Raw genomic sequence first — 21,225 nt, forward strand, 5'->3', positions numbered from 1 at the left:
TTATTCAGTTGTTCAGGCCTCGCTGCGCTGCTGCGGGATGCCCGCGAGCAGAGCGCGCACCTCAGCCTCGCGGTAGCGGCGGTGCCCGCCGAGCGTGCGGATGGAAGTGAGCTTGCCGGCCTTCGCCCACCGCGTGACCGTCTTCGGGTCGACGCGGAACATCGTGGCGACCTCAGCCGGGGTCAGCAGCGGCTCGGCATCAGGGGTGCGAGCGGTCATGAGCGGCCTCCTCGGGAGAACCGAACCTTCTCGGTTCTTTCCTCTAAATTCTGCACCTTGACCCGCGTTGCCCGAAATGGCGGACGCGAGTCGAGTCGGTTATAGGACGAACGGCTTGTCCTCGGCACTACAACTACACCATCTGTCCAGCCGCGTCGGCCAAACCGATGGAATTGCCCTCCCAGGTGTTCATCAGCGACGGATGCCGATGGACCATGCCATAGCGGACAGTCACGCCACTGTGACGATCAGTCACAGGGCGATCAGGAGTCGTCAGACCCCCCAAAGCACTCAATACGTAGAATCCGCCCATAGTTGAACACACCGGGAGGACAGAGTCCTCCCCGGACTCCTTGTCCTATTTTGGCATGAGGATGGGCAAGGGACGCAAGGGGCGTGTAAGTGCGCTCCATCACGCATGGCGCATGCGTCACAGTCTTGACACATACGGCCATAACGGGCTCTGAACGCGGTCTTGACGCCCAGTAAGCTGCGTCACAGTACGGTACGTCAGTTCGCCGAACGCAGGTCCCGCACCGACCGCCAGCGCTCCACCAGCCGCGCGTACGCCTCGCCCGCCGCGACCCCGTCGCCCAGGCGCAGCGCCTCGATCCCCTCGGCCACGTCGGCCGCCGAGTGGTCGCCTTCCAGGTCCCCGGTCGGCAGGGCGTGCACCAGCCCGCCGTAGTCGAGCTCGACCAGTGAGCGCGGGTGGAACTCCTCCAGCCAGCGTCCGACGTCCACCAGGCCGTCGATCAGCGGGCCCTCGTCCATGGCGTTCCGGAGCGTGCGCAGGCCGCGGGCCACCCGGCGGCGGGCCTGGACCATCGGTGTGCGGTAACGCAGCACGGGCGGGGCCTCGTCGGCGCCGCCGGAGCCCTTGTCGTACTCCCGCTCCTCGTCCGAGACGAGGACGAACCAGTTCAGCGGCACCTGCCAGGTCGCCGTGCGGATCCAGGGCCGGGCGTCGGGGTTGCCGGCCAGCCAGCGCTCGTAGTCCTGGGTCGCCTGGTGGCGCAGGACCGGCGGGAGCACGGCGTCCAGCAGCGGCGGCGGGAGTTCCTCGGCGAGATCGCCGAGCGCCTGCCAGCCGCGCAGCCGGGTCCGCCAGGGGCAGACGTGGATCACCCCGTCGGTCTCCACCACGAAGGCGTCCGCGCTCTCGTGCACGGGCACGGGCACGGGCGGGGTGGGCAGCAAGTCGGCCAGGGAGCGGCGCAGTTCGTCCTGGTACGAGGGGCGGTCGGGCCGGCGGGCGTAGCGTGTCCAGTGCTCACGCTCGGGCGCGGGGAAGGCGGCCAGTGGCTCGTACACACGCAGGTACGCCGCGTACGGGACGATCACCGAGGACACCTTGGGCACGCCTGCTCCCTCCCCCGCCGCCAGCCGGGGAAACCTGCGGAACCCGCCTACGAACGCGCGGGAAATCTATGCAAATCGTCGCACGGACGTACTCCGTGCGGAGGTGATCCTGAGCACTGATCGGTCGGCGGGGCCGAGAGGCTCTAATCTCGTGCTCACAGGCCCCGCCACCCGCACGGGACCCCGTCCGATCGCCGCTTTTTACCTCAGGAGTCACCACCGTGACCGACGTAGCCGGCGCACCTGCTGATGTACTGCACACCCTGTTCCACTCGGACCAGGGCGGACATGAGCAAGTCGTGCTCTGCCAGGACCCCGCGAGCGGCCTGAAGGCCGTGATCGCCCTTCACTCCACCGCCCTCGGCCCCGCCCTCGGCGGTACCCGCTTCTACCCGTACGCGAACGAGGCGGAGGCCGTCGCCGACGCGCTCAACCTCGCGCGCGGGATGTCGTACAAGAACGCCATGGCCGGGCTGGACCACGGCGGCGGCAAGGCCGTGATCATCGGTGACCCCGAGCGCATCAAGAGCGAGGAGCTGCTGCTCGCCTACGGGCGCTTCGTCGCCTCCCTCGGCGGCCGGTACGTCACGGCCTGCGACGTCGGCACATACGTCGCCGACATGGACGTCGTGGCCCGCGAGTGCCGCTGGACGACCGGGCGGTCTCCGGAGAACGGCGGCGCCGGCGACTCCTCGGTCCTCACCGCCTTCGGCGTCTACCAGGGCATGCGCGCCTCCGCGCAGCACCTGTGGGGCGACCCCTCGCTGCGGGGCCGCCGGGTCGGCGTCGCCGGCGTCGGCAAGGTCGGCCACCATCTGGTCGAGCACCTGATGGCGGAGGGCGCCGAGGTGTACGTCACGGACGTGCGCGAGGACGCCGTGCGCCGGGTCACCGAGCGCCACACGAACGTCACGGCGGTCGCCGACACCGAGACGCTGATCCGCGTCGACGGGCTCGACATCTACGCTCCCTGCGCGCTCGGCGGCGCGCTCGACGACCACTCGGTGCCGGTGCTGACCGCACGGGTGGTGTGCGGTGCGGCCAACAACCAGCTGGCCCATCCGGGTGTCGAGAAGGACCTCGCCGACCGCGGGATCCTCTACGCGCCCGACTACGTGGTGAACGCCGGCGGTGTCATCCAGGTCGCCGACGAACTGCACGGCTTCGACTTCGACCGGTGCAAGGCGAAGGCGGCGAAGATCTACGACACCACGCTGGCGATCTTCGCACGTGCGAAGGCCGACGGTGTTCCACCGGCCGCCGCCGCCGACCGGATCGCCGAGCAGCGGATGGCGGAGGCTCGCACGGCCCGCGGGTGGTGACGTTCCACGGGGCTCGTCCGAGGGACTGAGCGGTACCCGCCGGTGGGCTGTTGGAGAGAACTCTCACTTCGACCGGCGGGTCGTCCGCCAATAAAGGGTTAAAATCGCCACTGACCAGCGAGGACGGGGCGCCTCGCGGGTTCTGGGCACAGGCGCGTGCTGCGGGCGACGTACCGTATGGGCGCGGGCTCAGGTACCGTGGAAGCCCTACGGACCGGTCTCTCCACGGAGAGCCCGTGCCGGAACATGAACGCGTGTCAAGACTCTGGGGCCGTCGAGCCCCGTCGTTGAGGGGGTCGAGCCATGGGGCGCGGCCGGGCCAAGGCCAAGCAGACGAAGGTCGCCCGCCAGCTGAAGTACAACAGCGGTGGGACGGATCTCTCACGCCTGGCCGAGGAGCTGGGCGCATCGACTGCGAATACGTCACCGAGCCCGAACGGTGATCAATTCGAGGACGATGAGCAGGACGACGACCTGTACGCACGGTACGCCGACCTCTATGAGGACGACGACGAGGACGAGGAAGGCCAGTCCTCACATCGTCGCGGCGCTTGACCTTGCACTGAACACCCACCCGGTCGGTGACCCCTGGTCACCGACCGGGTTCTGTGCTGCCCGCGCGGGGCTCAGCTGTCGTAGTCACCGACCAGGGCCGCCCCCGTGGTGTGCTCGCCACGGTCCGTGATCTCGCCGGCGACCCATGCCTCGACCCCGCGGTCGGCCAGCGTCGCCAGGGCCACGTCGGCGGACTCCTCCGGGACGACGGCGATCATGCCGACGCCCATGTTGAGGGTCTTCTCCAGCTCCAGGCGCTCGACGTCACCGGTCCTGCCGACGAGTTCGAAGATCGGCGCGGGGGCCCAGGTGGAGCGGTCGACGATCGCGTGCAGCCCGTCCGGGACGACTCGTGCCAGGTTGGCCGCGAGGCCGCCGCCGGTGATGTGGCTGTAGGCGTGCACATCGGTGGTGCGGGTGAGCGCGAGGCAGTCCAGCGAGTAGATCTTCGTCGGCTCCAGCAGCTCCTCCCCGAGGGTGCGGCCGAGGTCGTCGATGTGGGCGTCCAGGGACAGGCCCGCCTGGTTCAGCAGGACATGCCGGACCAGCGAGTACCCGTTCGAGTGAAGACCGGAGGACGCCATGGCGATGACGGCGTCGCCCGATCGGATGCGATCCGCGCCGAGCAGCCGGTCCGCCTCCACCACGCCCGTACCGGCGCCGGCGACGTCGAAGTCGTCCTCGCCCAGCAGCCCGGGGTGCTCGGCCGTCTCGCCGCCGACGAGGGCGCAGCCGGCCAGCACACAGCCTTCGGCGATGCCCTTGACGATGGCGGCGACCCGCTCGGGGTGGACCTTGCCCACGCAGATGTAGTCGGTCATGAACAGCGGCTCGGCGCCGCACACGACGATGTCGTCCATGACCATCGCGACCAGGTCGTGGCCGATCGTGTCGTACACACCCATCTGGCGGGCGACGTCGACCTTGGTGCCCACGCCGTCCGTGGCGGACGCGAGCAGCGGACGCTCGTAGCGCTTGAGGGCGGAGGCGTCGAAGAGGCCGGCGAAGCCGCCGAGGCCGCCGAGGACCTCGGGTCGCTGCGTCTTCTTCACCCACTCCTTCATCAGCTCGACCGCGCGGTCGCCCGCCTCGATGTCGACGCCGGCGGCCGCGTAGGAGGCACCGGTGGTTGTCTCAGACATTGCCTGGGATCTTTCGGGTCGGTTCGGAGGTCCTTCAGGAGGGCGCGGTGGCGCCCTCCACCTCCTGGACGTGCGGGCGCCGCTACGGCCGACGGATCGCGTCGGCCGCGGCCGTGGCCGCCGGACCGGCCGCCAGCTCGTTCTCCAGAAGCTGCTTGCCCAGCAGTTCGGGGTCCGGGAGTTCCATCGGGTACTCGCCGTCGAAGCAGGCGCGGCACAGGTTCGGCTTGGCGATGGTGGTCGCCTCGATCATGCCGTCGATGGAGATGTACGCCAGGGAGTCGGCGCCCAGCGAGGTGCCGATCTCCTCGATCGTCATGCCGTTGGCGATGAGCTCGGCGCGGGTGGCGAAGTCGATGCCGAAGAAGCAGGGCCACTTCACGGGGGGCGAGGAGATCCGGATGTGCACCTCGGCGGCGCCGGCCTCGCGGAGCATGCGGACCAGGGCGCGCTGGGTGTTGCCGCGGACGATCGAGTCGTCGACGACGACCAGCCGCTTGCCCTTGATGACTTCCTTCAGCGGGTTCAGCTTCAGCCGGATACCGAGCTGGCGGATCGTCTGGGAGGGCTGGATGAACGTACGTCCGACGTACGCGTTCTTGACCAGGCCGGCGCCGAAGGGGATACCGGAGGCCTCGGCGTAGCCGATGGCGGCAGGGGTGCCGGACTCCGGGGTCGGTATGACCAGGTCGGCCTCGGCGGGAGCCTCCTTGGCGAGGCGGCGGCCCATCTCGACCCGGCTCAGGTACACGTTCCGGCCGGCGATGTCGGTGTCGGGGCGGGCCAGGTACACGTACTCGAAGACACAGCCCTTGGGCTTCGCGTCCGCGAATCGGGAGGTCCGCAGGCCGTTCTCGTCGATGGCGAGGAACTCGCCCGGCTCCACCTCGCGCACGAAGCTGGCACCGACGATGTCGAGGGCGGCGCCCTCGGACGCCACGACCCAGCCGCGCTCCAGCCGGCCCAGGACCAGCGGGCGGACGCCCTGCGGGTCGCGGGCGGCGTAGAGCGTGTGCTCGTTCATGAAGACGAGGCTGAACGCGCCCCTGACCTGGGGAAGGACGACGGCGGCCGCCTCCTCCACGGTCAGCGGCTTGCCGTCGGCGTCGACCTGCGCGGCCAGCAGGGCCGTCAGCAGGTCGGTGTCGTTGGTCGCGGCGACCCGGGTGGTCCGACCGTCCTGCTTGGGGAGGTCGGCGACCATCTCGGCGAGCTTGGCCGTGTTGACCAGGTTGCCGTTGTGGCCGAGCGCGATGGAGCCGTGCGCGGTCGCGCGGAACGTCGGCTGGGCGTTCTCCCACACCGAGGCACCGGTGGTGGAGTAGCGGGCGTGACCGACCGCGATGTGGCCCTGCAGGGAACTGAGCGAGGTCTCGTCGAAGACCTGGGAGACCAGGCCCATGTCCTTGAAGACGAGGATCTGGGAGCCGTTGCTGACCGCGATACCCGCGGATTCCTGGCCCCGATGCTGGAGGGCGTAGAGCCCGAAGTACGTGAGTTTTGCGACCTCTTCACCCGGAGCCCAGACACCGAAGACGCCGCATGCGTCCTGGGGGCCTTTCTCGCCGGGAAGCAGGTCGTGATTGAGTCGACCGTCACCACGTGGCACGCCACCGAGTGTAGGCGAGGTCGTCCACTGGTCCGAATTGGGGATACCGGGCGGTAAGGGATCACTTTCCGGCGACGGCCGTGACCGTCTCGCCGTTTTCGCTGGTCAGCGTGAGGCCCTGGTGCTCCAGGCGGTAGGTCACCGTGCCGTCGAAGAGGCGCAGGAGGCGCTTTTCGGTCGCCATGAGTGAGGCTTCGCACATCATGCGCGTGGTGGACGCGGGGCCGAGCGTGATGCGGCCGTCGCGGACGGTGGCCTCGGCGGTCACCTTGTTGCAGGTGAGCCGGCCGCTGACGGTGCCGGCCGCTTCGTCGAACGTGAGGTGCGCGGTGCCCTCGGCGCCCTGGGGCAGCGACTCCGCGGTGCCGTCCGGGCCGCCCTTGCCGAGGGCGGTGACCGTCCACCGCGTCCCGTACAGCGGGGCGTCCTGTTCCTCCGTGAGGCGGACGGTGTCGCCGGCGTCCGTGGTGAGGGTCAGACTGTCGCCGCGGACCTCGGTCCTCAGGGCGCCGTCGCCGAGGGTGCGGGCGAGGTTCTGTTCGAAGTTCATGGGCTCCTCGTCACAGGCCATCTCGGTGCTCGTCGCGTCGCCGAGCCGGACGCGGTCGCCGTCGAAGGTGGCCTGCGCGCTGAAGTGGTTGCAGCCGTAGCTGCCCTGGGCCTTGCCGCTGTCGTCGATCGTGACGTGCGCGCCGGCGGGGGCGTCGTGCTTCCTGCCGTCGACGGTGACGCTGTCGACGCTCCAGTGGACGCCCGTGACGGGCTTCGCGGCGGCCGCCGTCGTGCTTCCCGCCTGCTCGGCGCCGCAGGCGACGGCGAGCGGGAGGAGGGCGAGGGCCGAGGTGACGGTGAGGTACTGCTTCTGCCTGGACATGCCGATTCGACGGGGCGGGTGGGGTGATCGGTTCCCTCTCAGACCATCAGGGGGAGGAGTTTCGCCAGATCGGCCCGCTCCCCGCTGGCACTCACCCGGGCCTCGGCGAGGGCGTCCGACCATGCGAGGCGTCCGGTCGCGAGCCGGATCCAGGTCAGCGGGTCCGTCTCGACGACGTTCGGCGGGGTGCCGCGGGTGTGCCTCGGCCCTTCGACGCACTGCACCACCGCGTACGGCGGGATCCGCACCTCGGTCGAACCGCCGGGGGCTTTCGCGGCCAGCGTGTCGGCGAGGAGGCGGGTGGCCGCGGCGAGGGCCTGCCGGTCCTGGGGGACGTCCAGTCCGGGCACGGCGGCGTTCAGGTCGTCGGTGTGGACGACGAGCTCGACGGTGCGGGTGACGACGTAGTCGGCCAGGGGCAGCGCGCCGGCGCTGGTGGGGAGCAGCCGGCTGCCCGGGTGCGCGTCGAGGTCGGCGGTGAATCGCCGCTCGACGTCGGCGAGGTAGGAGTCGAGGTCGGGATGGTGCTCGGCGAGGCGCCGGGCGGTGCCGGCGATGGCCGGCGCGTCGGCGGCGACGGCGGAGGGCCAGTCGGGCAGCCTCGCGTCCTGCCGCGCGGGCTCGGCCTCCTCCAGCAGCAGGCTGACGGCCGCGAGCGCCGTCCCCGTGTGCGCGACCAGGTCCCGCACGGTCCAGTCCCCCAGCCGCGTGGACAGCGCGAGCTGCTCGTCCGTGAGCCCCTGGACCGCCTCCCGGACGGCCCCGAACTGGGCGAGCACGGCGGCACGGGTCCTGACGGGGTCGTAGGTGCGGGCGCGCTTCTTGGCCGGTGACATGACCGTGAGCCTACGACCGGGCGCACCGGGGCGGACACCGGCAGCACGAAGGCCCCGTCCGGAAAACGGACGGGGCCTTCGCCGTCGGACGAGCGACTAGGCGAGCAGGGCCGGGATGGTGGCCTCGTGGCGCTCGCGGAGTTCCTCCAGAGTGAGGGCGAACTCGCCCTGGAGGTCGATCGTGGTGCCGTCGACGACGCCGATGCGGGCCGCCGGAAGGGCGCGCGCACCGCACATGTCGGTGAAGCGGAGTTCCTCGGAACGCGGGACGGCCACGATCGCGCGGCCCGCGGACTCGGAGAAGAGGAACGTGAACGCGTCCAGGCCGTCGGGGACGACCAGGCGGGCGCCCTTGCCGCCGAGCAGCGCCGACTCGACGACCGCCTGGATCAGGCCGCCGTCCGAGAGGTCGTGCGCGGAGTCGATCATGCCGTCGCGGGAGGCGGAGATCAGGATCTCGGCCAGCAGGCGCTCGCGCTCCAGGTCGACCTCCGGCGGCAGTCCGCCGAGGTGCTCGTGGACGACCTGGGACCAGGCCGAGCCTCCGAACTCCTCACGGGTGTCGCCGAGGAGGTAGAGGAGGTGCCCCTCCTCCTGGAAGGCGACCGGGGTGCGGCGGGCCACGTCGTCGATCACGCCGAGGACGGCGACGACCGGCGTCGGGTGGATCGCCGCCTCGCCCGTCTGGTTGTAGAGGGAGACGTTGCCGCCGGTCACCGGCGTGCCCAGCTGCTGACAGGCGTCGGCCAGGCCGCGTACCGCCTCCGCGAACTGCCACATGACGGCCGGGTCCTCGGGGGAGCCGAAGTTCAGGCAGTCGGAGACCGCGAGCGGCTTCGCGCCGGTCGTGGCCACGTTGCGGTAGGCCTCCGCGAGGGCCAGCTGCGCGCCCTTGTAGGGGTCGAGCTTGGCGTAGCGGCCGTTGCCGTCCGTCGCGATGGCGACGCCCAGGCCGGTCTCCTCGTCGATCCGGATCATGCCGGAGTCCTCGGGCTGGGCGAGGACGGTGTTGCCCTGGACGAAGCGGTCGTACTGCGACGTGATCCACTGCTTCGACGCCTGGTTGGGCGACGCCACCAGCTGCAGGACCTGGTCCTTCAGCTCCTTGGCCGACGCCGGCCGCGGCAGCTTGTTCGCGTCGTCCGCCTGGAGCGCGTCCTGCCAGGACGGGCGGGCGTACGGACGCTCGTAGACCGGGCCGTCGTGGGCGACGGTCCGCGGGTCGACATCGACGATCTTCCCGCCGTGCCAGTAGATCTCCAGGCGGTCGCCGTCGGTCACCTCACCGATGACGGTGGCGATGACGTCCCACTTCTCGCAGATCTCCAGGAAGCGGTCGACCTTGCCCGGCTCGACGACCGCGCACATCCGTTCCTGCGACTCGCTCATGAGGATCTCCTCGGGGGAGAGCGTCGAGTCGCGCAGGGGGACGTCGTCGAGGACGACCGTCATACCGCCGGAGCCGTTGGACGCCAGCTCCGACGTGGCGCAGGACAGGCCCGCCGCGCCGAGGTCCTGGATCCCGACGACCAGCTTCTCCTTGAACGCCTCCAGGGTGCACTCGATGAGGAGCTTCTCCTGGAAGGGGTCGCCGACCTGGACGGCGGGGCGCTTCGACGGCTTGGCGTCGTCGAAGGTCTCACTCGCCAGGATCGACGCGCCGCCGATGCCGTCGCCGCCGGTCCGGGCGCCGTACAGGATGACCTTGTTGCCCGCGCCGGACGCCTTGGCGAGGTGGATGTCCTCGTGCCGCATCACGCCGATGGCGCCGGCGTTGACCAGCGGGTTGCCCTGGTAGCAGGCGTCGAAGACGACCTCGCCGCCGATGTTGGGCAGGCCCAGGCAGTTGCCGTAGCCGCCGATGCCGGCGACGACGCCGGGCAGGACGCGCTTGGTGTCGGGGTGGTCGGCGGCGCCGAAGCGCAGCGGGTCGACCACCGCGACCGGGCGGGCGCCCATCGCGATGATGTCGCGGACGATGCCGCCGACACCGGTGGCCGCGCCCTGGTAGGGCTCGACGTACGACGGGTGGTTGTGCGACTCGACCTTGAAGGTGACCGCGTAGCCCAGGCCGACGTCCACGACACCGGCGTTCTCACCGATGCCGACCAGCAGCGCGTCGCTCTGCGGCGCCTTCTCGCCGAACTGGCGGAGGTGGACCTTGGAGGACTTGTAGCTGCAGTGCTCGGACCACATCACGGAGTACATGGCGAGTTCGGCGCCGGTGGGGCGGCGGCCGAGGATCTCCACCACCCGCTCGTACTCGTCCTTCTTCAGGCCGAGTTCGGCCCAGGGCAGCTCGACGTCGGGGGTCGCGGCCGCGTGCTCGACCGTGTCCAGAGGCGTCCGGCTCATGCGTTGACCAGCTTCTTGAGGATCGAGGTGAAGAAGGGCAGACCGTCGGTGCGGCCGGTGCCGATGAGCGACTCGACGGCGTGCTCCGGGTGCGGCATGAGGCCCACGACGTTCCCGGCGGCGTTGGTGACGCCGGCGATGTCGCGCTGCGAACCGTTGGGGTTGACGTCCAGGTAGCGGAAGGCGACCCGGCCCTCGGCCTCCAGCTCGTCGAGCGTGTGCGCGTCGGCGACGTACTGCCCGTCGTTGTTCTTCAGCGGGATGTGGATCTCCTGGCCGGCGCTGTAGTCGCTCGTCCAGGCGGTCCGGTCGTTCTCCACCCGCAGTTTCTGGTCACGGCAGATGAAGTGCAGGTGGTTGTTGCGCAGCATCGTGCCGGGCAGCAGATGGGCCTCGGTGAGGATCTGGAAGCCGTTGCAGATGCCGAGGACCGGGAGTCCGGCCTTCGCCTGCTCGATGAGCGGTTCCATCACCGGCGAGAAACGGGCGATGGCGCCGGCCCGCAGATAGTCGCCGTAGGAGAATCCCCCGCACAGCACCACGGCGTCGACCTGCTTGAGGTCCTTGTCCTTGTGCCAGAGGGCGACGGGCTCGGCGCCGGCGATACGGATCGCGCGCTGCGTGTCCCGGTCGTCGAGGCTGCCGGGGAAAGTGACGACGCCAATACGAGCGGTCACTTGGCGACCTCCGCGACTTCCTCCACCTTGACGGTGAAGTCCTCGATCACGGTGTTGGCGAGGAAGGATTCCGCGAGCTCGTGGATGCGGGCGAGCGCGGCCTCGTCGACCGGTCCGTCCACTTCGAGTTCGAATCGCTTTCCCTGACGTACGTCGGAGATGCCGTCGAAACCGAGGCGCGGCAGTGCGCGCTGGACCGCCTGGCCCTGGGGGTCGAGGATCTCCGGCTTGAGCATGACGTCGACTACGACGCGTGCCACTGGCACTCCCGGTGTGTGGTGCTGAGCAGGTCCCTTCAGACTACCCGCACAAAATTTCTACGCGGGTAGAGTTGTAGGAAGCTACGGACCGATGGTCACGGTCACGCATCGACAGCGCGCGTTCACGAAAAGTTCCGGGAAAGATGCGAGATCCACCCGCGGGAGCTATTGCGCCGGGACACGCGGAGAGATTTAGTCGGGCTTCACAATGCTTTGCCGGGCACTGTACAAATGAATTGGCAAAAGCCGACACTCGGCATGTCGTCGCAGCTGAGCTGGATAGACGTGCCGTACGAAGGGACCGATATTCGTGGCGCAGAAGGTCGTGGTCACTCTCTTTGACGACATCGACGGCTCGGAAGCGGCGGAAACGATCGCCTTCGGACTCGACGGCAAGTCGTACGAGATCGACCTGAATGAAGCCAATGCCAAGAAACTGCGTAAGGCGCTCGCGCCCTACGTGGACGCCGGCCGCAAGCGGTCACGGTCAGGCAAGGCCTACCGGCAGACGGAGGTGGCCCCCGACCCGGCGGCCGTACGGGCCTGGGCACAGGCGAACAAGATGGACGTACCCGCACGGGGCCGTATCCCCAAGAAGGTCTACGAGGCGTTCACCGCGGCACAGTGAGCGGGCCGCCGGACCGACTCCGTGGGCCGGGCTCCGACGGGCGTTCAGCCGCCCCTCGGAGCAACCGACTTGCACAGCACCCCAGGTGATCAGCTAGAGTCTGGAGCACGCCGAGGGGCGGGGGCGGAAAACCCCAGCTCACGGAGTACATGCGGGTGTAGTTCAGTAGTAGAACATCCCCCTTCCAGGGGGAAGGCGCAGTGTGCGATTCCTGTCACCCGCTCTGCATCGCCGTACAGACCACTCTTGTGGATCAGGTAGGCTGGTGCTCGCACCGATCAGTGAAAGCTGATCGGCGGCATATGCGGACGTAGCTCAGTTGGTAGAGCGCAACCTTGCCAAGGTTGAGGTCGCGAGTTCGAGCCTCGTCGTCCGCTCTCTTTTCGAAGGCCCCGGTCATTGACCGGGGCCTTCGATGTATGTGCGCAAGTCCCTCCCTCACCCTGAAGTGGGCGTCTGACATTTGTCATGAGCAGTGATGACACCGCGCACTGCTTTCGGGCACGGCGCGCCGGGATGCTGAGGGCATGAACACGAACGAGCACGAGCATGTGATCGAGGTCACTGATCTGAGCCGTGTCTACGGGGGCGGGTTCGAGGCGGTGCGCGGGGTCACGTTCCACGTGAAACATGCCGAGGTCTTCGCGCTGCTGGGCACCAACGGGGCGGGCAAGACATCGACCGTGGAACTGCTGGAGGGCCTCGCGGCACCGTCCGGGGGCCGGGTACGGGTGCTGGGGCACGATCCCTATACCGAGCGGGCCGTCGTGCGGCCGCGGACCGGGGTGATGTTGCAGGAGGGCGGCTTTCCCTCCGAGCTGACCGTCACGGAGACCGTCCGGATGTGGGCCGGCTGCACGAGCGGGGCGCGGCCCGTGGGCGAGGCACTGGAGATGGTCGGGCTGGGCCGACGGCCCGACGTCCGCGTGAAGCAGCTGTCCGGGGGTGAGAGGCGGCGGCTCGACCTGGCGCTGGCGCTGCTCGGCAAGCCCGAGGTGCTGTTCCTGGACGAGCCGACGACCGGGCTGGACGCCGAAGGACGACAGGACACCTGGGAGTTGGTCCGGGAACTGCGGAACGCCGGGACGACGGTGCTGCTGACCACGCACTATCTGGAGGAGGCCGAGGGCCTCGCCGACCGGCTGGCGATCCTGCACCAGGGGCGGATCGCGCAATCCGGAACCCCCGCCGAGGTGACTGCCGCCCAGCCGGCCCGGATCTCCTTCGAGCTGCCCGAGTCCTACTTCCTCGGGGACCTGCCGGCCCTCGGCGAGCTGGGCGTCGTCGGGCACGAGCTGGACGGGCGGACGGTACGGCTGCGCACGCACGAGGTGCAGCGGACGGCCACCGAGCTGCTGATCTGGGCCCGGGGCGCCGGAGTCGAACTGCACAGGCTGGACGTGCGATCGGCCTCACTGGAGGAGGCTTTCCTGCGGATCGCCGGGCGGGCTTCGGCGGCCGCGGCGGAGAAGGAAGGGGTGACGGCATGAGCGGCACCACGGCCGGGGGCCGGATGACCTCGCTGGCGCGTGCGGAGTTGACGTTGCTGGGGCGCAGCCGTGCCACGCTGGTCACGGCGGTGGCCGTACCGCTGCTGCTGCCGCTCAGCGTGCGCACCGCCATCGACGACATGGACCTCGCGGACGCCGGACTCACCGTCGGCACGGTGCTGCTGCCCGCCGCCGTCGGCTTCTCCCTGCTCTTCGCCGTGTACTCGGCCTTGACCAGCGCCTACGTCGTCCGTCGGGAGGAGCTCGTCCTGAAGCGGCTGCGCACCGGGGAGCTGCGCGACAACGAGATCCTGCTCGCGACCGCGTTGCCCGCGTCGGCGATCGGGCTGGCGCAGTGCGTGCTGATGGCCGTCGGCGGCACGCTGCTGCTCGACCTCGACGCGCCGCCCGCGCCCCATCTGGCGGTCGTGGGTGTGCTGATGGGACTCGTGATGTGCGGGGCGCTGGCCGCGGTCACGGCCACCTTCACCAGGACCGCCGAGAGCGCCCAGGTCACCAGCCTGCCGCTGCTGTTCGTGTCCATGCTCGGCTCGGGTGTGACCCTCCCCCTCGAAGTGCTGCCCGACCGGATCGCCGCGGTGTGCGAGCTGCTGCCGCTGACGCCGGTCATCACGCTGGTGCGCGGCGCGTGGACCGGGGATCTGCCGGCCTCCGAGGCACTGGCCGCGCTGGCCGTCGCACTGGCCTGGACCTGCCTCGCCGTGTTTGCTGTACGGCGGTGGTTCCGGTGGGAGCCGAGGCGCTGACGGACGGGGGTGGCGGTCGGATGTCCAGGCCGGGGAGGTGGTGGCGGAGCAAGAGCACTCCGGCGCAGGTGGAGACGTACACACGATGGTCGTTCCACTTCTTCCCGGTGGTCGAGGTCGGAGTGTGCGGCCTCCCGCTCCTCGGAGGGGTGCGGCAGCCGCTCGGGGCCTGGCTGTTCCTGCTGATCTGCGCGCACGCGGCGTTCTGCGCGCTGGTCAGCGCCTGGGCACTGGACTGGGTGCGCGGCCTGCGCCCCCAGCCGCTGCGGACGATGTGGGCGCTGGGCGTGCTCAGCGCGGCCTCCGTCGTCCTCGTGCTCCTGGTCCTCGACCGCGGTCCGGTCGACGACGACACCGCGGCCGCGCTCGGCACGATGACCGCCGCCCTGCTGGCGTTCGGCATGGGCGCGGTGGCCCTCGGTATCCACGACCGGCGCCGGGTGGTGGGCTTGGTGCTCGGCTACTCGGTGGGGACGGCGCTCACCGCCCTCGCGCTGGGAAATCCCGTGTCCCGGGCGCTGGTCGCGGCGGTGGTGGCGCTGTTCGGCACCGGCTTCCTCGCGTTCACGTCCGTCTTCTCCGTCTGGCTGCTCAACGGCGTCTACGAACTCGACGCCGCCCGCGAGACCCGGGCCCGGCTGGCCGTCGCGGAGGAACGGCTGCGGTTCGGGCGGGACATGCACGACGTCGTGGGGCGCAATCTCGCCGTGATCGCGCTGAAGAGCGAGCTGGCGGTGCAGCTGGCGCGGCGGGGGCGCCCCGAGGCGGTGGAGCAGATGATCGAGGTGCAGCGGATCGCGCAGGAGTCGCAGCGCGAGGCGCGGGAGGTCGTACGGGGCTACCGGGAGGCCGACCTCGGGGTCGAACTCGCCGGTGCGCGGGGTGTGCTGACGGCCGCCGGGATCGCCTGCGAGGTGTCCGGGGAGGACACGGCGGCGAAACTGCCGGACGAGGTGCAGTCGGCGCTGGGGTGGGTGGTGCGGGAGGCGACCACCAATGTGCTGCGGCACGGGAATGCCGAACGATGCGTGGTGGGGCTGCGGATGCTCAAGGGGCGGGTGGTGCTGAACGTGGAGAACGACGGGGTGACGGCGGTCACGGGCACGGGCGGTGGCTCGGGTCTCGCCGGGCTGCGGGAGCGGCTGGCGGCGGTCGACGGGACGTTGGAGGCCGGGCCCGTCGGGCGGGGGCTGTTCCGGCTGGTGGCAGAGGTGCCGTTGACCAACGCCGCGCGAGTGGCGTCGTGACCGTACGCGTGCTGCTCGCCGACGACGAACATCTGATCCGGGGCGCGCTGGCCGCCCTGCTGTCGCTGGAGGACGACCTCGTGGTGGTGGCCGAGGCGGCGACCGGGCCGGAAGCGCTGGCGATGGCAAGGGCCCACGAGCCCGATGTGGCCGTGCTGGATCTCCAGATGCCGGGCGCCGATGGTGTGAGGGTCGCCACATCGCTGCGGGCCGAACTGCCCGGCTGCCAGACGTTGATCGTGACCAGCCACGGCCGGCCCGGCCATCTGAAGCGGGCGCTGGCGGCTGGCGTGCGGGGGTTCGTGCCGAAGACGGTCAGCGCGCGGCGGCTCGCGGAGATCATCCGTACCGTCCACGCCGGGAACCGTTACGTCGACCCCGAGTTGGCCGCGGACGCCATCTCCGCCGGGGACTCCCCGCTCACCGCGCGGGAGGCCGAGGTACTGGAGCTGGCCGCCGACGGGGCGCCCGTCGTGGAGATCGCCGAGCGGGCGGCGCTGTCCCAGGGGACCGTGCGGAACTATCTGTCGTCGGCCGTGTCCAAGCTCGGTGCGGACAACCGGCATGCGGCTGTGCGTCTCGCACGCGAGCGGGGTTGGGTATAGTTACTGACGCGCCACGGCGCACTGCGGACGTAGCTCAGTTGGTAGAGCGCAACCTTGCCAAGGTTGAGGTCGCGAGTTCGAGCCTCGTCGTCCGCTCTGAAAAGGCCCCCCGGTTTCGACCGAGGGGCCTTCTTCGTTCCGCTACGACCAGTTGAGGCCCGTCAGACGCTCGTACGCCTCCACGTACTTGGCGCGGGTCGACTCGACGACGTGGCCCGGAAGCGCCGGCGGGGGCTGCTCGCTCCCGCGGTCCCAGCCGGACTCGGGCGAGGTCAGCCAGTCACGGACGTACTGCTTGTCGTACGACGGCTGCGGGCGGCCCGGCTGCCACTGGTCGGCCGGCCAGAAGCGGGAGGAGTCGGGGGTGAGGACCTCGTCGGCGAGGACGAGGTCCTCACCGTCGAAGCCGAACTCGAACTTGGTGTCCGCGAGGACGATCCCCCGGTCGCGGGCGATGTTCCGGGCACGGCCGAAGACGGCGAGAGTGGCCTGGCGGAGCTGGGCGGCGGTCTCGGCACCGATCTGGCGGGCGACCTCCTCGTAGGAGACGTTCTCGTCGTGCTCGCCGACCTCGGCCTTGGTGGCCGGGGTGAAGATCGGGGCGGGAAGTTCGGAGCCGTCGACGAGGCCCTCGGGGAGGGCGAGGCCGCAGACCGTACGGGACTCCTGGTACTCGGCGAGGCCGGAACCGGTGAGGTAGCCACGGGCCACGCACTCCACGGGGACCATCCGCAGGGACTTGCAGACCAGCGTGCGGCCCGCCCAGTCGGCGGGGGCGCCCGTCGGGAGTTCGGTGCTGAGGACATGGTTGGGAGCCAGATCGGCCAGCTGGTCGAACCACCACAGCGACAACTGGGTGAGGACGCGGCCCTTGTCGGGGATCTCGGTCGGCAGCACCCAGTCGTAGGCCGAGATGCGGTCGCTGGCGACCATCACGAGATCGCCCGCCTCGTTCCGGTACAGCTCGCGCACCTTGCCGGTGTGCAGATGCACCAGACCCGGGACCTCGGTCGGCTCGGGCTTTTCGACGAATCCGGACACGGTGCCTCCCCGTGGTTCTGTCCAAGTGGGTCGATTCTCCCGTATGCCGGGATGACCGCGGACAGCGGGTCGTGGGGACGCGGTGACCGGTCCGGGCAGGCGTCCGGGCCGATCAGTCGCGTTTACAGATGCGGTCGAGGAGGTTGGCGGTGGCGCGCTGGACGCGCGGGTCCACATGGCCGGGGCGGTCCAGGGCCGGGGACCAGGCGAACGTTCCTGCAGCGAAGACCAGGGCGCCTGAGGGGGCGCGGTAGAGGGAGGTCTCCTGGTGGCGGAGGACTCCGTCGCCGTCGGTGTAGGGAGAGTGGGCGAGCAGGACGCGCTCGTCGTGGTCGGGCAGCGGGGTGCGCGGGAAGTAGCGGTCGGCCTCGCCTGCCACCAGGCCGGCGATCTCGTCGCCCTCGTGCGCCCCGGTCGCCTCCCACAGCCAGTGGCCGGCGTTGCGGACGATCAGCGGGTGCGGGTCGGGGACGTGGCCCGCGTACTGGATGCCGATCAGCTGCTGCTCGGGGCGGTCGATCTCCCGCCACAGCGACGGCCTGCCCGGACCCTTACGTTTGCGGCAGGTCAGCAGGCGGTCCGGGGTGCCGGACGGCGACGGCCCCAACTCCACGTGCCAGTACATGGAGTTGGAGGAGAGGAAGACGAGGGAGGTGCCCTGCTCTCGGGCCAGCTCCGCCGTGCGGCGCATGTTCGTCGACCAGTACTCGTCGTGACCCGGGAAGACCAGGCCCCGGTAGCGGGTGGGGTCGACACGGCCGGCGTGCATGTCGCGGGCGTCGGCGTAGGCGAGGTCGTAGCCGTAGCGCTCGGCCCAGCGGATGAAGTCGTAGGCGTGGCCCACGTGCAGGGGCAGGCCCGCTCCGGCGTAGGGCCGGTCGAAGGAGACGGTCGTCGCCGCGTCGGCCTCGCCGAGCAGCCGGCCGTTCTCGTCCCAGGCGTGATAGAGGCTCGCGCCCGTGCGGCCGTCCTCGGGGTAGAGGTTGTACGCCTGCCAGGTCACATCGGGGAGCAGCAGCAAGAGGTCGGCCGGGTGGTCGTCGCGGACCGTGAAGGGCACGTGGGAGCGGTAGCCGTCCGCGGTGGTCAGGACGGCGACGTAGGCGCCCGCGCTCCAGTACGACGGGATCTGCAGCCGCCAGGACAGCCACCAGTGGTGGCAGGAGACCGTGCGGTCGGCGGCGAGCGGCGGGGACTGGACGATGCCGGAGAGGCGAGGACTGGTGGTGATCTTGGCAGCGCCGTCGCCGCCGTAGTGGCCGATGCGGTAGACGTCGACGGCGAATTCCTGGGGCGGGTCGACCGTGACGTGGAAGTCGACGGCCTCGCCGGGGGCGACCGAGCCGGTGGAGACGAAGCCCTTGATCTGGCGGCGCACGTCGTCGGCGGCGCGGGGGCCGCCGGAGCGGGGGGCGGGGACACGAGAGGCGGCGGTGCCCGGGGCCTGCTGGACGCCGGGGGCCGTGTCCACGTACCAGGGGACCACCTGGCCGGTGTCGTCGAAGTAGGTCTCGCTGCCGCGCAGCCAGGGCAGCGGGCCCTGGCCGAAAGGATCCGTCACGGCGTGTGCCAGTGCTCCCGACTCCCAGCGTCGAATCTGCTCCGACCCCATGGTCGTGTCCCCTCCCTCGGCGCCGTTTCGTACGGGTGGTTCGGTCGCTCTCGGCGGCGGTGAGTGTGCTGTGGCGCGGTGTGCTGCGGTGCGGTGCGGTGGGATGTGGTGCGGTGGGATGTGGTGCGGTGGGATGTGGTGCGGTGCGGTGGGATGTGGTGCGGTGGGATGCGATGTGGTGCGGTGCGGTCTTTGCTGTTGCGGGTCGGTTGGCGCCGATTTGATCTGGGGTGCAGTCGCGTTCGTACGGCTGTCTTATGTCGCGTGCGATTGCCATGTGCGCGTTCCTTACCCAGCACATCACATTACGCACGGACTCCGTCACTGTTCGTTTCGAATTGAGCCAAAGCGGAAGCAGGGGATCCGCGTGGGGGTGGAACGTGCGGCGGAACGTGGGGCGGGCTGGGAGAAGCCCCGAACGGAGACGGTCGAACGAAGACGACCGAGGAGACGGCCGGTGGCGCCCCGGTCAGCCGAGCCGTACGGGCTTCTCCGGGCGTATCCCGACCTCGGCCAGCCACGCGTTGAGCGGGGCAGGGTCACCGTCCTCTATGAGACGGAGCACCCGGGGGGTCAGGTCGGCCGCGCGTTCGCCCCTGACCAGGAGGGACGGGCCGTCGAGCCAGTCGAGACCGGGCACGGCGCCGGCGGTGTCCATCGCGGCGCAGCAGACCATCGCCGTGACGTGGTCGGCGAGCAGTTCACGAGGGGTGCGCGGGGGCTGGAGGGGGAAGAGGGGGAGAGCGCCGTCGTCCCACAGGGCGTCCGGGGCCGGAGCGGGCGCCGTCGAGTGGGGCGGGGTGCCGGTCGCCTCCTCCCGGGCCAGCTCCGCGGTGATGCCGGCGGCGAGGGCGGCGCTGCGGGGGTCGCTCGGTGGGGGGTCCTCCGGGTCGTCGAAGTCTCCGAGGTCTCCAAGATCTCCGAGTGGTTCGAGATCTTCGAGGCTGTCGAGGTTCTCGGGGTGTTCGAGGTCCCTGAGGTGTGCGAGGTCCCTGCGGTGGTCAGGGTCCCTGAGGTTTTCGAGGTCCCTGAGGTCGTCCAGGTTCTCAGGGGTGCGGGGGTCTGCCGCGGTTCCGAGGTCGGCCGGAGCTGGAACCGGGGCGGGATCGGTGGCAGTTGTCGTGCCCGCGGGGCTGCTGTCGGACTCCGGGGTCCCGGCCGTGAGGGCGTCGTCGTGGTCCGGGCTCCCGGGCGGGTCCGTCAGGTGGTTCAGGACCCGGGCCAGGGTCGGTCCTTGGTCCGTGTCGCGGGTGGTGCGGCGTACACCGAGGGCGTCGAGGACGCGGTGGAGGCGGGCGGCGTCGGTGCGCCACTTGCGGTCCACGACCTCGTCCGGGTACTCCTGCCAGGCCACCGGTGACCAGTCGGGGCCGGATTCCGCCGGGCCGCCGTGGAAGAGGCGGGCCGCCAGGAGCGAGGTGGCCTCGTCCACCACCCCGGGCTCCTCCAGGAGGTCGCAGGCGGGGCGCTCACCGAGGCGGGAGGCGAAACCCTCGGCCAGGCGGTCCCGCCGGGACAGCTCGGTGAGGGCGGCCACGACGCCGGCGTCCAGACGGGACGGCCAGCGGCCCATCCGCCAGGCGGGCAGCGCGACCCGGGTGAGCAGGCGGTCCCAGCCGGCGTAGGCCAGCCCGACCTGTTCCTGGGCGACGATCCGCAGTCCGTAATCCACAGCCTGTGCACGCTCGGCCGCCGCCGCGGCGACCCCGCGCTCCATCTCGGCCGCGTGCTCGCGACAACTGCGCAGCAGCAGGCGGGCCAGTCGGCCGGCGGCCGCGTAGGCCGTGCGGATCACGGGGCGGCGGCCCGGCGCCGAGGCCACGGCGACCGCCGCGTCCAGGGCCCGCACGAAGCGCCGGGCGGCCGCTATGTCGGGGTGCGCGGAGGGTCCCGTACCGGCGACGACCGGGGCGAGGACCGCGCGCAGTTCGCCTACACGCATCCACCACAGGAAGGGGGAGCCGATGACGAGGACGGGACTGGCCGTCGTACGGCGGTGGCCGTGGCGTCCGACGGGGCCTGCCGTCTCCTCGCGGACGGGGGCCTCGGCCGCGGGGCCGTGGGCCGGATGGGTGCGGTCCTCCAGCCAGCTGTCGCAGTCCGGGGTGAGCGCTATGGCGGAGGGGGCGGGGACGTCGAGGCGGTCGGCGAGGTCGCGCACCAGCCGGTAGAGATCGGGGGCCGCCCGCTCGGCGATCTGGACCGTCGGGCTGATGGCGGGGCGGGAGCGGGCGAGGAGCAGCGCGAAGCCGCCGGCGCACAGCAGTACGAGGACCGCGACCGCGCTCACCGCCCAGCGGGCGCCGTCCCACCCCGCGCCGACGAGATGGCCGGAGGAGCCGCCCGCCAGCAGGACCACGGCCACGGCCGCGGGCAGCACGGCCACGGCCAGTGCCCGGCTGCGGATCCGCAGCACGGCCAGCGCGCGGTGCCGCGCGCTCTGTGTCCCTGTCTCCGCACCGATGCCTGTCACGTCCTGACCTCACCCCCTCCCGTCCTGGCATTGCCGGCTGTCCTGGTGTTGCTCACTCCACCCACTGTGGCACCCGCCACTGACATCGCAATGCCGGTGGGCCAAGTGCCGGAATGCTTGCGCCGCACCCTAGTTGGGGCCCCGGCCCCCG

The 21,225-nt window shown here is 70.7% G+C and carries 19 protein-coding genes and 3 tRNA genes; 10 read left to right on the plus strand and 12 right to left on the minus strand.

Annotation, left to right across the window (positions count from 1 at the left end; translation table 11 throughout):
• Nucleotides 1-12: 12 nt before the first annotated feature.
• Both bldC and ACWCPM_RS03220 read right to left on the minus strand, forming a co-directional pair.
• Nucleotides 13-219, minus strand: a complete 207-nt coding sequence (gene bldC, locus ACWCPM_RS03215; RefSeq protein ID WP_003949541.1) for a developmental transcriptional regulator BldC — start codon at nucleotides 217-219, stop codon at nucleotides 13-15.
• Between the two features lie 510 nt (nucleotides 220-729).
• Nucleotides 730-1,581: a hypothetical protein gene (locus tag ACWCPM_RS03220; protein WP_450974416.1), complete on the minus strand. Its 852-nt coding sequence runs from the start codon at nucleotides 1,579-1,581 to the stop codon at nucleotides 730-732.
• A gap of 221 nt (nucleotides 1,582-1,802) precedes the next feature.
• Here ACWCPM_RS03220 and ACWCPM_RS03225 point away from each other — a divergent pair, with 221 nt between their 5' ends.
• Nucleotides 1,803-2,903 carry a Leu/Phe/Val dehydrogenase gene (locus tag ACWCPM_RS03225; RefSeq protein WP_450974417.1) on the plus strand — a complete coding sequence of 367 codons (1,101 nt, stop codon included), beginning with the start codon at nucleotides 1,803-1,805 and terminating at the stop codon, nucleotides 2,901-2,903.
• 303 nt (nucleotides 2,904-3,206) lie between these two features.
• Nucleotides 3,207-3,458 (plus strand): DUF3073 domain-containing protein, encoded by a 252-nt coding sequence (locus ACWCPM_RS03230; RefSeq protein WP_450974418.1) that lies wholly within the window; start codon nucleotides 3,207-3,209, stop codon nucleotides 3,456-3,458.
• Between the two features lie 71 nt (nucleotides 3,459-3,529).
• Here the strand turns inward: ACWCPM_RS03230 and purM are convergent, their stop codons facing one another.
• From purM to purS, 7 genes are all read right to left on the minus strand, one after another.
• Nucleotides 3,530-4,600, minus strand: coding sequence for a phosphoribosylformylglycinamidine cyclo-ligase (purM, locus tag ACWCPM_RS03235; protein WP_450974419.1), 1,071 nt, complete (start codon nucleotides 4,598-4,600; stop codon nucleotides 3,530-3,532).
• A gap of 82 nt (nucleotides 4,601-4,682) precedes the next feature.
• On the minus strand, nucleotides 4,683-6,209 hold the full coding sequence (gene purF, locus ACWCPM_RS03240; protein ID WP_450974420.1) for an amidophosphoribosyltransferase: 1,527 nt from the start codon (nucleotides 6,207-6,209) through the stop codon (nucleotides 4,683-4,685).
• 61 nt (nucleotides 6,210-6,270) lie between these two features.
• Complete coding sequence (locus tag ACWCPM_RS03245) at nucleotides 6,271-7,083, minus strand: META domain-containing protein (protein WP_450974421.1); 813 nt, start codon at nucleotides 7,081-7,083, stop codon at nucleotides 6,271-6,273.
• Nucleotides 7,084-7,121: 38 nt separating this feature from the next.
• Entirely contained in the window at nucleotides 7,122-7,919 is a 798-nt protein-coding gene (locus ACWCPM_RS03250) for a sterol carrier family protein (RefSeq protein WP_450974422.1), read from the minus strand.
• A 96-nt stretch (nucleotides 7,920-8,015) separates the two neighbouring features.
• Nucleotides 8,016-10,274, minus strand: a complete 2,259-nt coding sequence (gene purL / locus ACWCPM_RS03255; protein WP_450974423.1) for a phosphoribosylformylglycinamidine synthase subunit PurL — start codon at nucleotides 10,272-10,274, stop codon at nucleotides 8,016-8,018.
• Nucleotides 10,271-10,951 carry a phosphoribosylformylglycinamidine synthase subunit PurQ gene (gene purQ / locus ACWCPM_RS03260; RefSeq protein ID WP_450974424.1) on the minus strand — a complete coding sequence of 227 codons (681 nt, stop codon included), beginning with the start codon at nucleotides 10,949-10,951 and terminating at the stop codon, nucleotides 10,271-10,273. Before purQ ends, purL begins: the two co-directional genes overlap by 4 nt.
• Nucleotides 10,948-11,211, minus strand: coding sequence for a phosphoribosylformylglycinamidine synthase subunit PurS (purS, locus tag ACWCPM_RS03265; RefSeq protein WP_450974425.1), 264 nt, complete (start codon nucleotides 11,209-11,211; stop codon nucleotides 10,948-10,950). Before purS ends, purQ begins: the two co-directional genes overlap by 4 nt.
• A 310-nt stretch (nucleotides 11,212-11,521) precedes the next feature.
• Between purS and ACWCPM_RS03270 the strand changes: the two genes are divergently transcribed.
• The 8 genes from ACWCPM_RS03270 (at nucleotide 11,522) to ACWCPM_RS03305 (ending at nucleotide 16,044) form a co-directional block, all read left to right on the plus strand.
• Nucleotides 11,522-11,839, plus strand: a complete 318-nt coding sequence (locus ACWCPM_RS03270; RefSeq protein ID WP_365454801.1) for a histone-like nucleoid-structuring protein Lsr2 — start codon at nucleotides 11,522-11,524, stop codon at nucleotides 11,837-11,839.
• A gap of 151 nt (nucleotides 11,840-11,990) precedes the next feature.
• A tRNA-Gly gene (locus ACWCPM_RS03275) sits at nucleotides 11,991-12,062 on the plus strand.
• An 81-nt stretch (nucleotides 12,063-12,143) separates the two neighbouring features.
• A tRNA-Gly gene (locus ACWCPM_RS03280) sits at nucleotides 12,144-12,216 on the plus strand.
• Nucleotides 12,217-12,366: 150 nt separating this feature from the next.
• A complete protein-coding gene (locus tag ACWCPM_RS03285) occupies nucleotides 12,367-13,329 on the plus strand; it encodes an ABC transporter ATP-binding protein (RefSeq protein WP_450974426.1) in 963 nt (320 codons plus the stop codon).
• Nucleotides 13,326-14,096: an ABC transporter permease gene (locus ACWCPM_RS03290; RefSeq protein ID WP_450974427.1), complete on the plus strand. Its 771-nt coding sequence runs from the start codon at nucleotides 13,326-13,328 to the stop codon at nucleotides 14,094-14,096. The genes ACWCPM_RS03285 and ACWCPM_RS03290 overlap by 4 nt, the downstream gene beginning before the upstream one ends.
• A gap of 20 nt (nucleotides 14,097-14,116) precedes the next feature.
• Nucleotides 14,117-15,343, plus strand: coding sequence for a sensor histidine kinase (locus tag ACWCPM_RS03295; RefSeq protein WP_450974428.1), 1,227 nt, complete (start codon nucleotides 14,117-14,119; stop codon nucleotides 15,341-15,343).
• Nucleotides 15,340-15,948: a response regulator gene (locus ACWCPM_RS03300; protein ID WP_450974429.1), complete on the plus strand. Its 609-nt coding sequence runs from the start codon at nucleotides 15,340-15,342 to the stop codon at nucleotides 15,946-15,948. The genes ACWCPM_RS03295 and ACWCPM_RS03300 overlap by 4 nt, the downstream gene beginning before the upstream one ends.
• Nucleotides 15,949-15,971: 23 nt before the next feature.
• A tRNA-Gly gene (locus ACWCPM_RS03305) sits at nucleotides 15,972-16,044 on the plus strand.
• Between the two features lie 45 nt (nucleotides 16,045-16,089).
• Here ACWCPM_RS03305 and ACWCPM_RS03310 read toward each other — a convergent pair.
• The 3 genes from ACWCPM_RS03310 to ACWCPM_RS03320 all read right to left on the minus strand — a co-directional run bounded on the left by ACWCPM_RS03310 (nucleotide 16,090) and on the right by ACWCPM_RS03320 (nucleotide 21,074).
• Nucleotides 16,090-16,989: a phosphoribosylaminoimidazolesuccinocarboxamide synthase gene (locus ACWCPM_RS03310; RefSeq protein ID WP_450974430.1), complete on the minus strand. Its 900-nt coding sequence runs from the start codon at nucleotides 16,987-16,989 to the stop codon at nucleotides 16,090-16,092.
• Between the two features lie 112 nt (nucleotides 16,990-17,101).
• Nucleotides 17,102-18,601: a N,N-dimethylformamidase beta subunit family domain-containing protein gene (locus ACWCPM_RS03315; RefSeq protein WP_450974431.1), complete on the minus strand. Its 1,500-nt coding sequence runs from the start codon at nucleotides 18,599-18,601 to the stop codon at nucleotides 17,102-17,104.
• Nucleotides 18,602-19,070: 469 nt separating this feature from the next.
• Complete coding sequence (locus tag ACWCPM_RS03320) at nucleotides 19,071-21,074, minus strand: hypothetical protein (RefSeq protein ID WP_450974432.1); 2,004 nt, start codon at nucleotides 21,072-21,074, stop codon at nucleotides 19,071-19,073.
• Between the last annotated feature and the right edge of the window lie 151 nt (nucleotides 21,075-21,225).

The sequence above is a fragment of the Streptomyces sp. NPDC002309 genome (assembly GCF_053593375.1).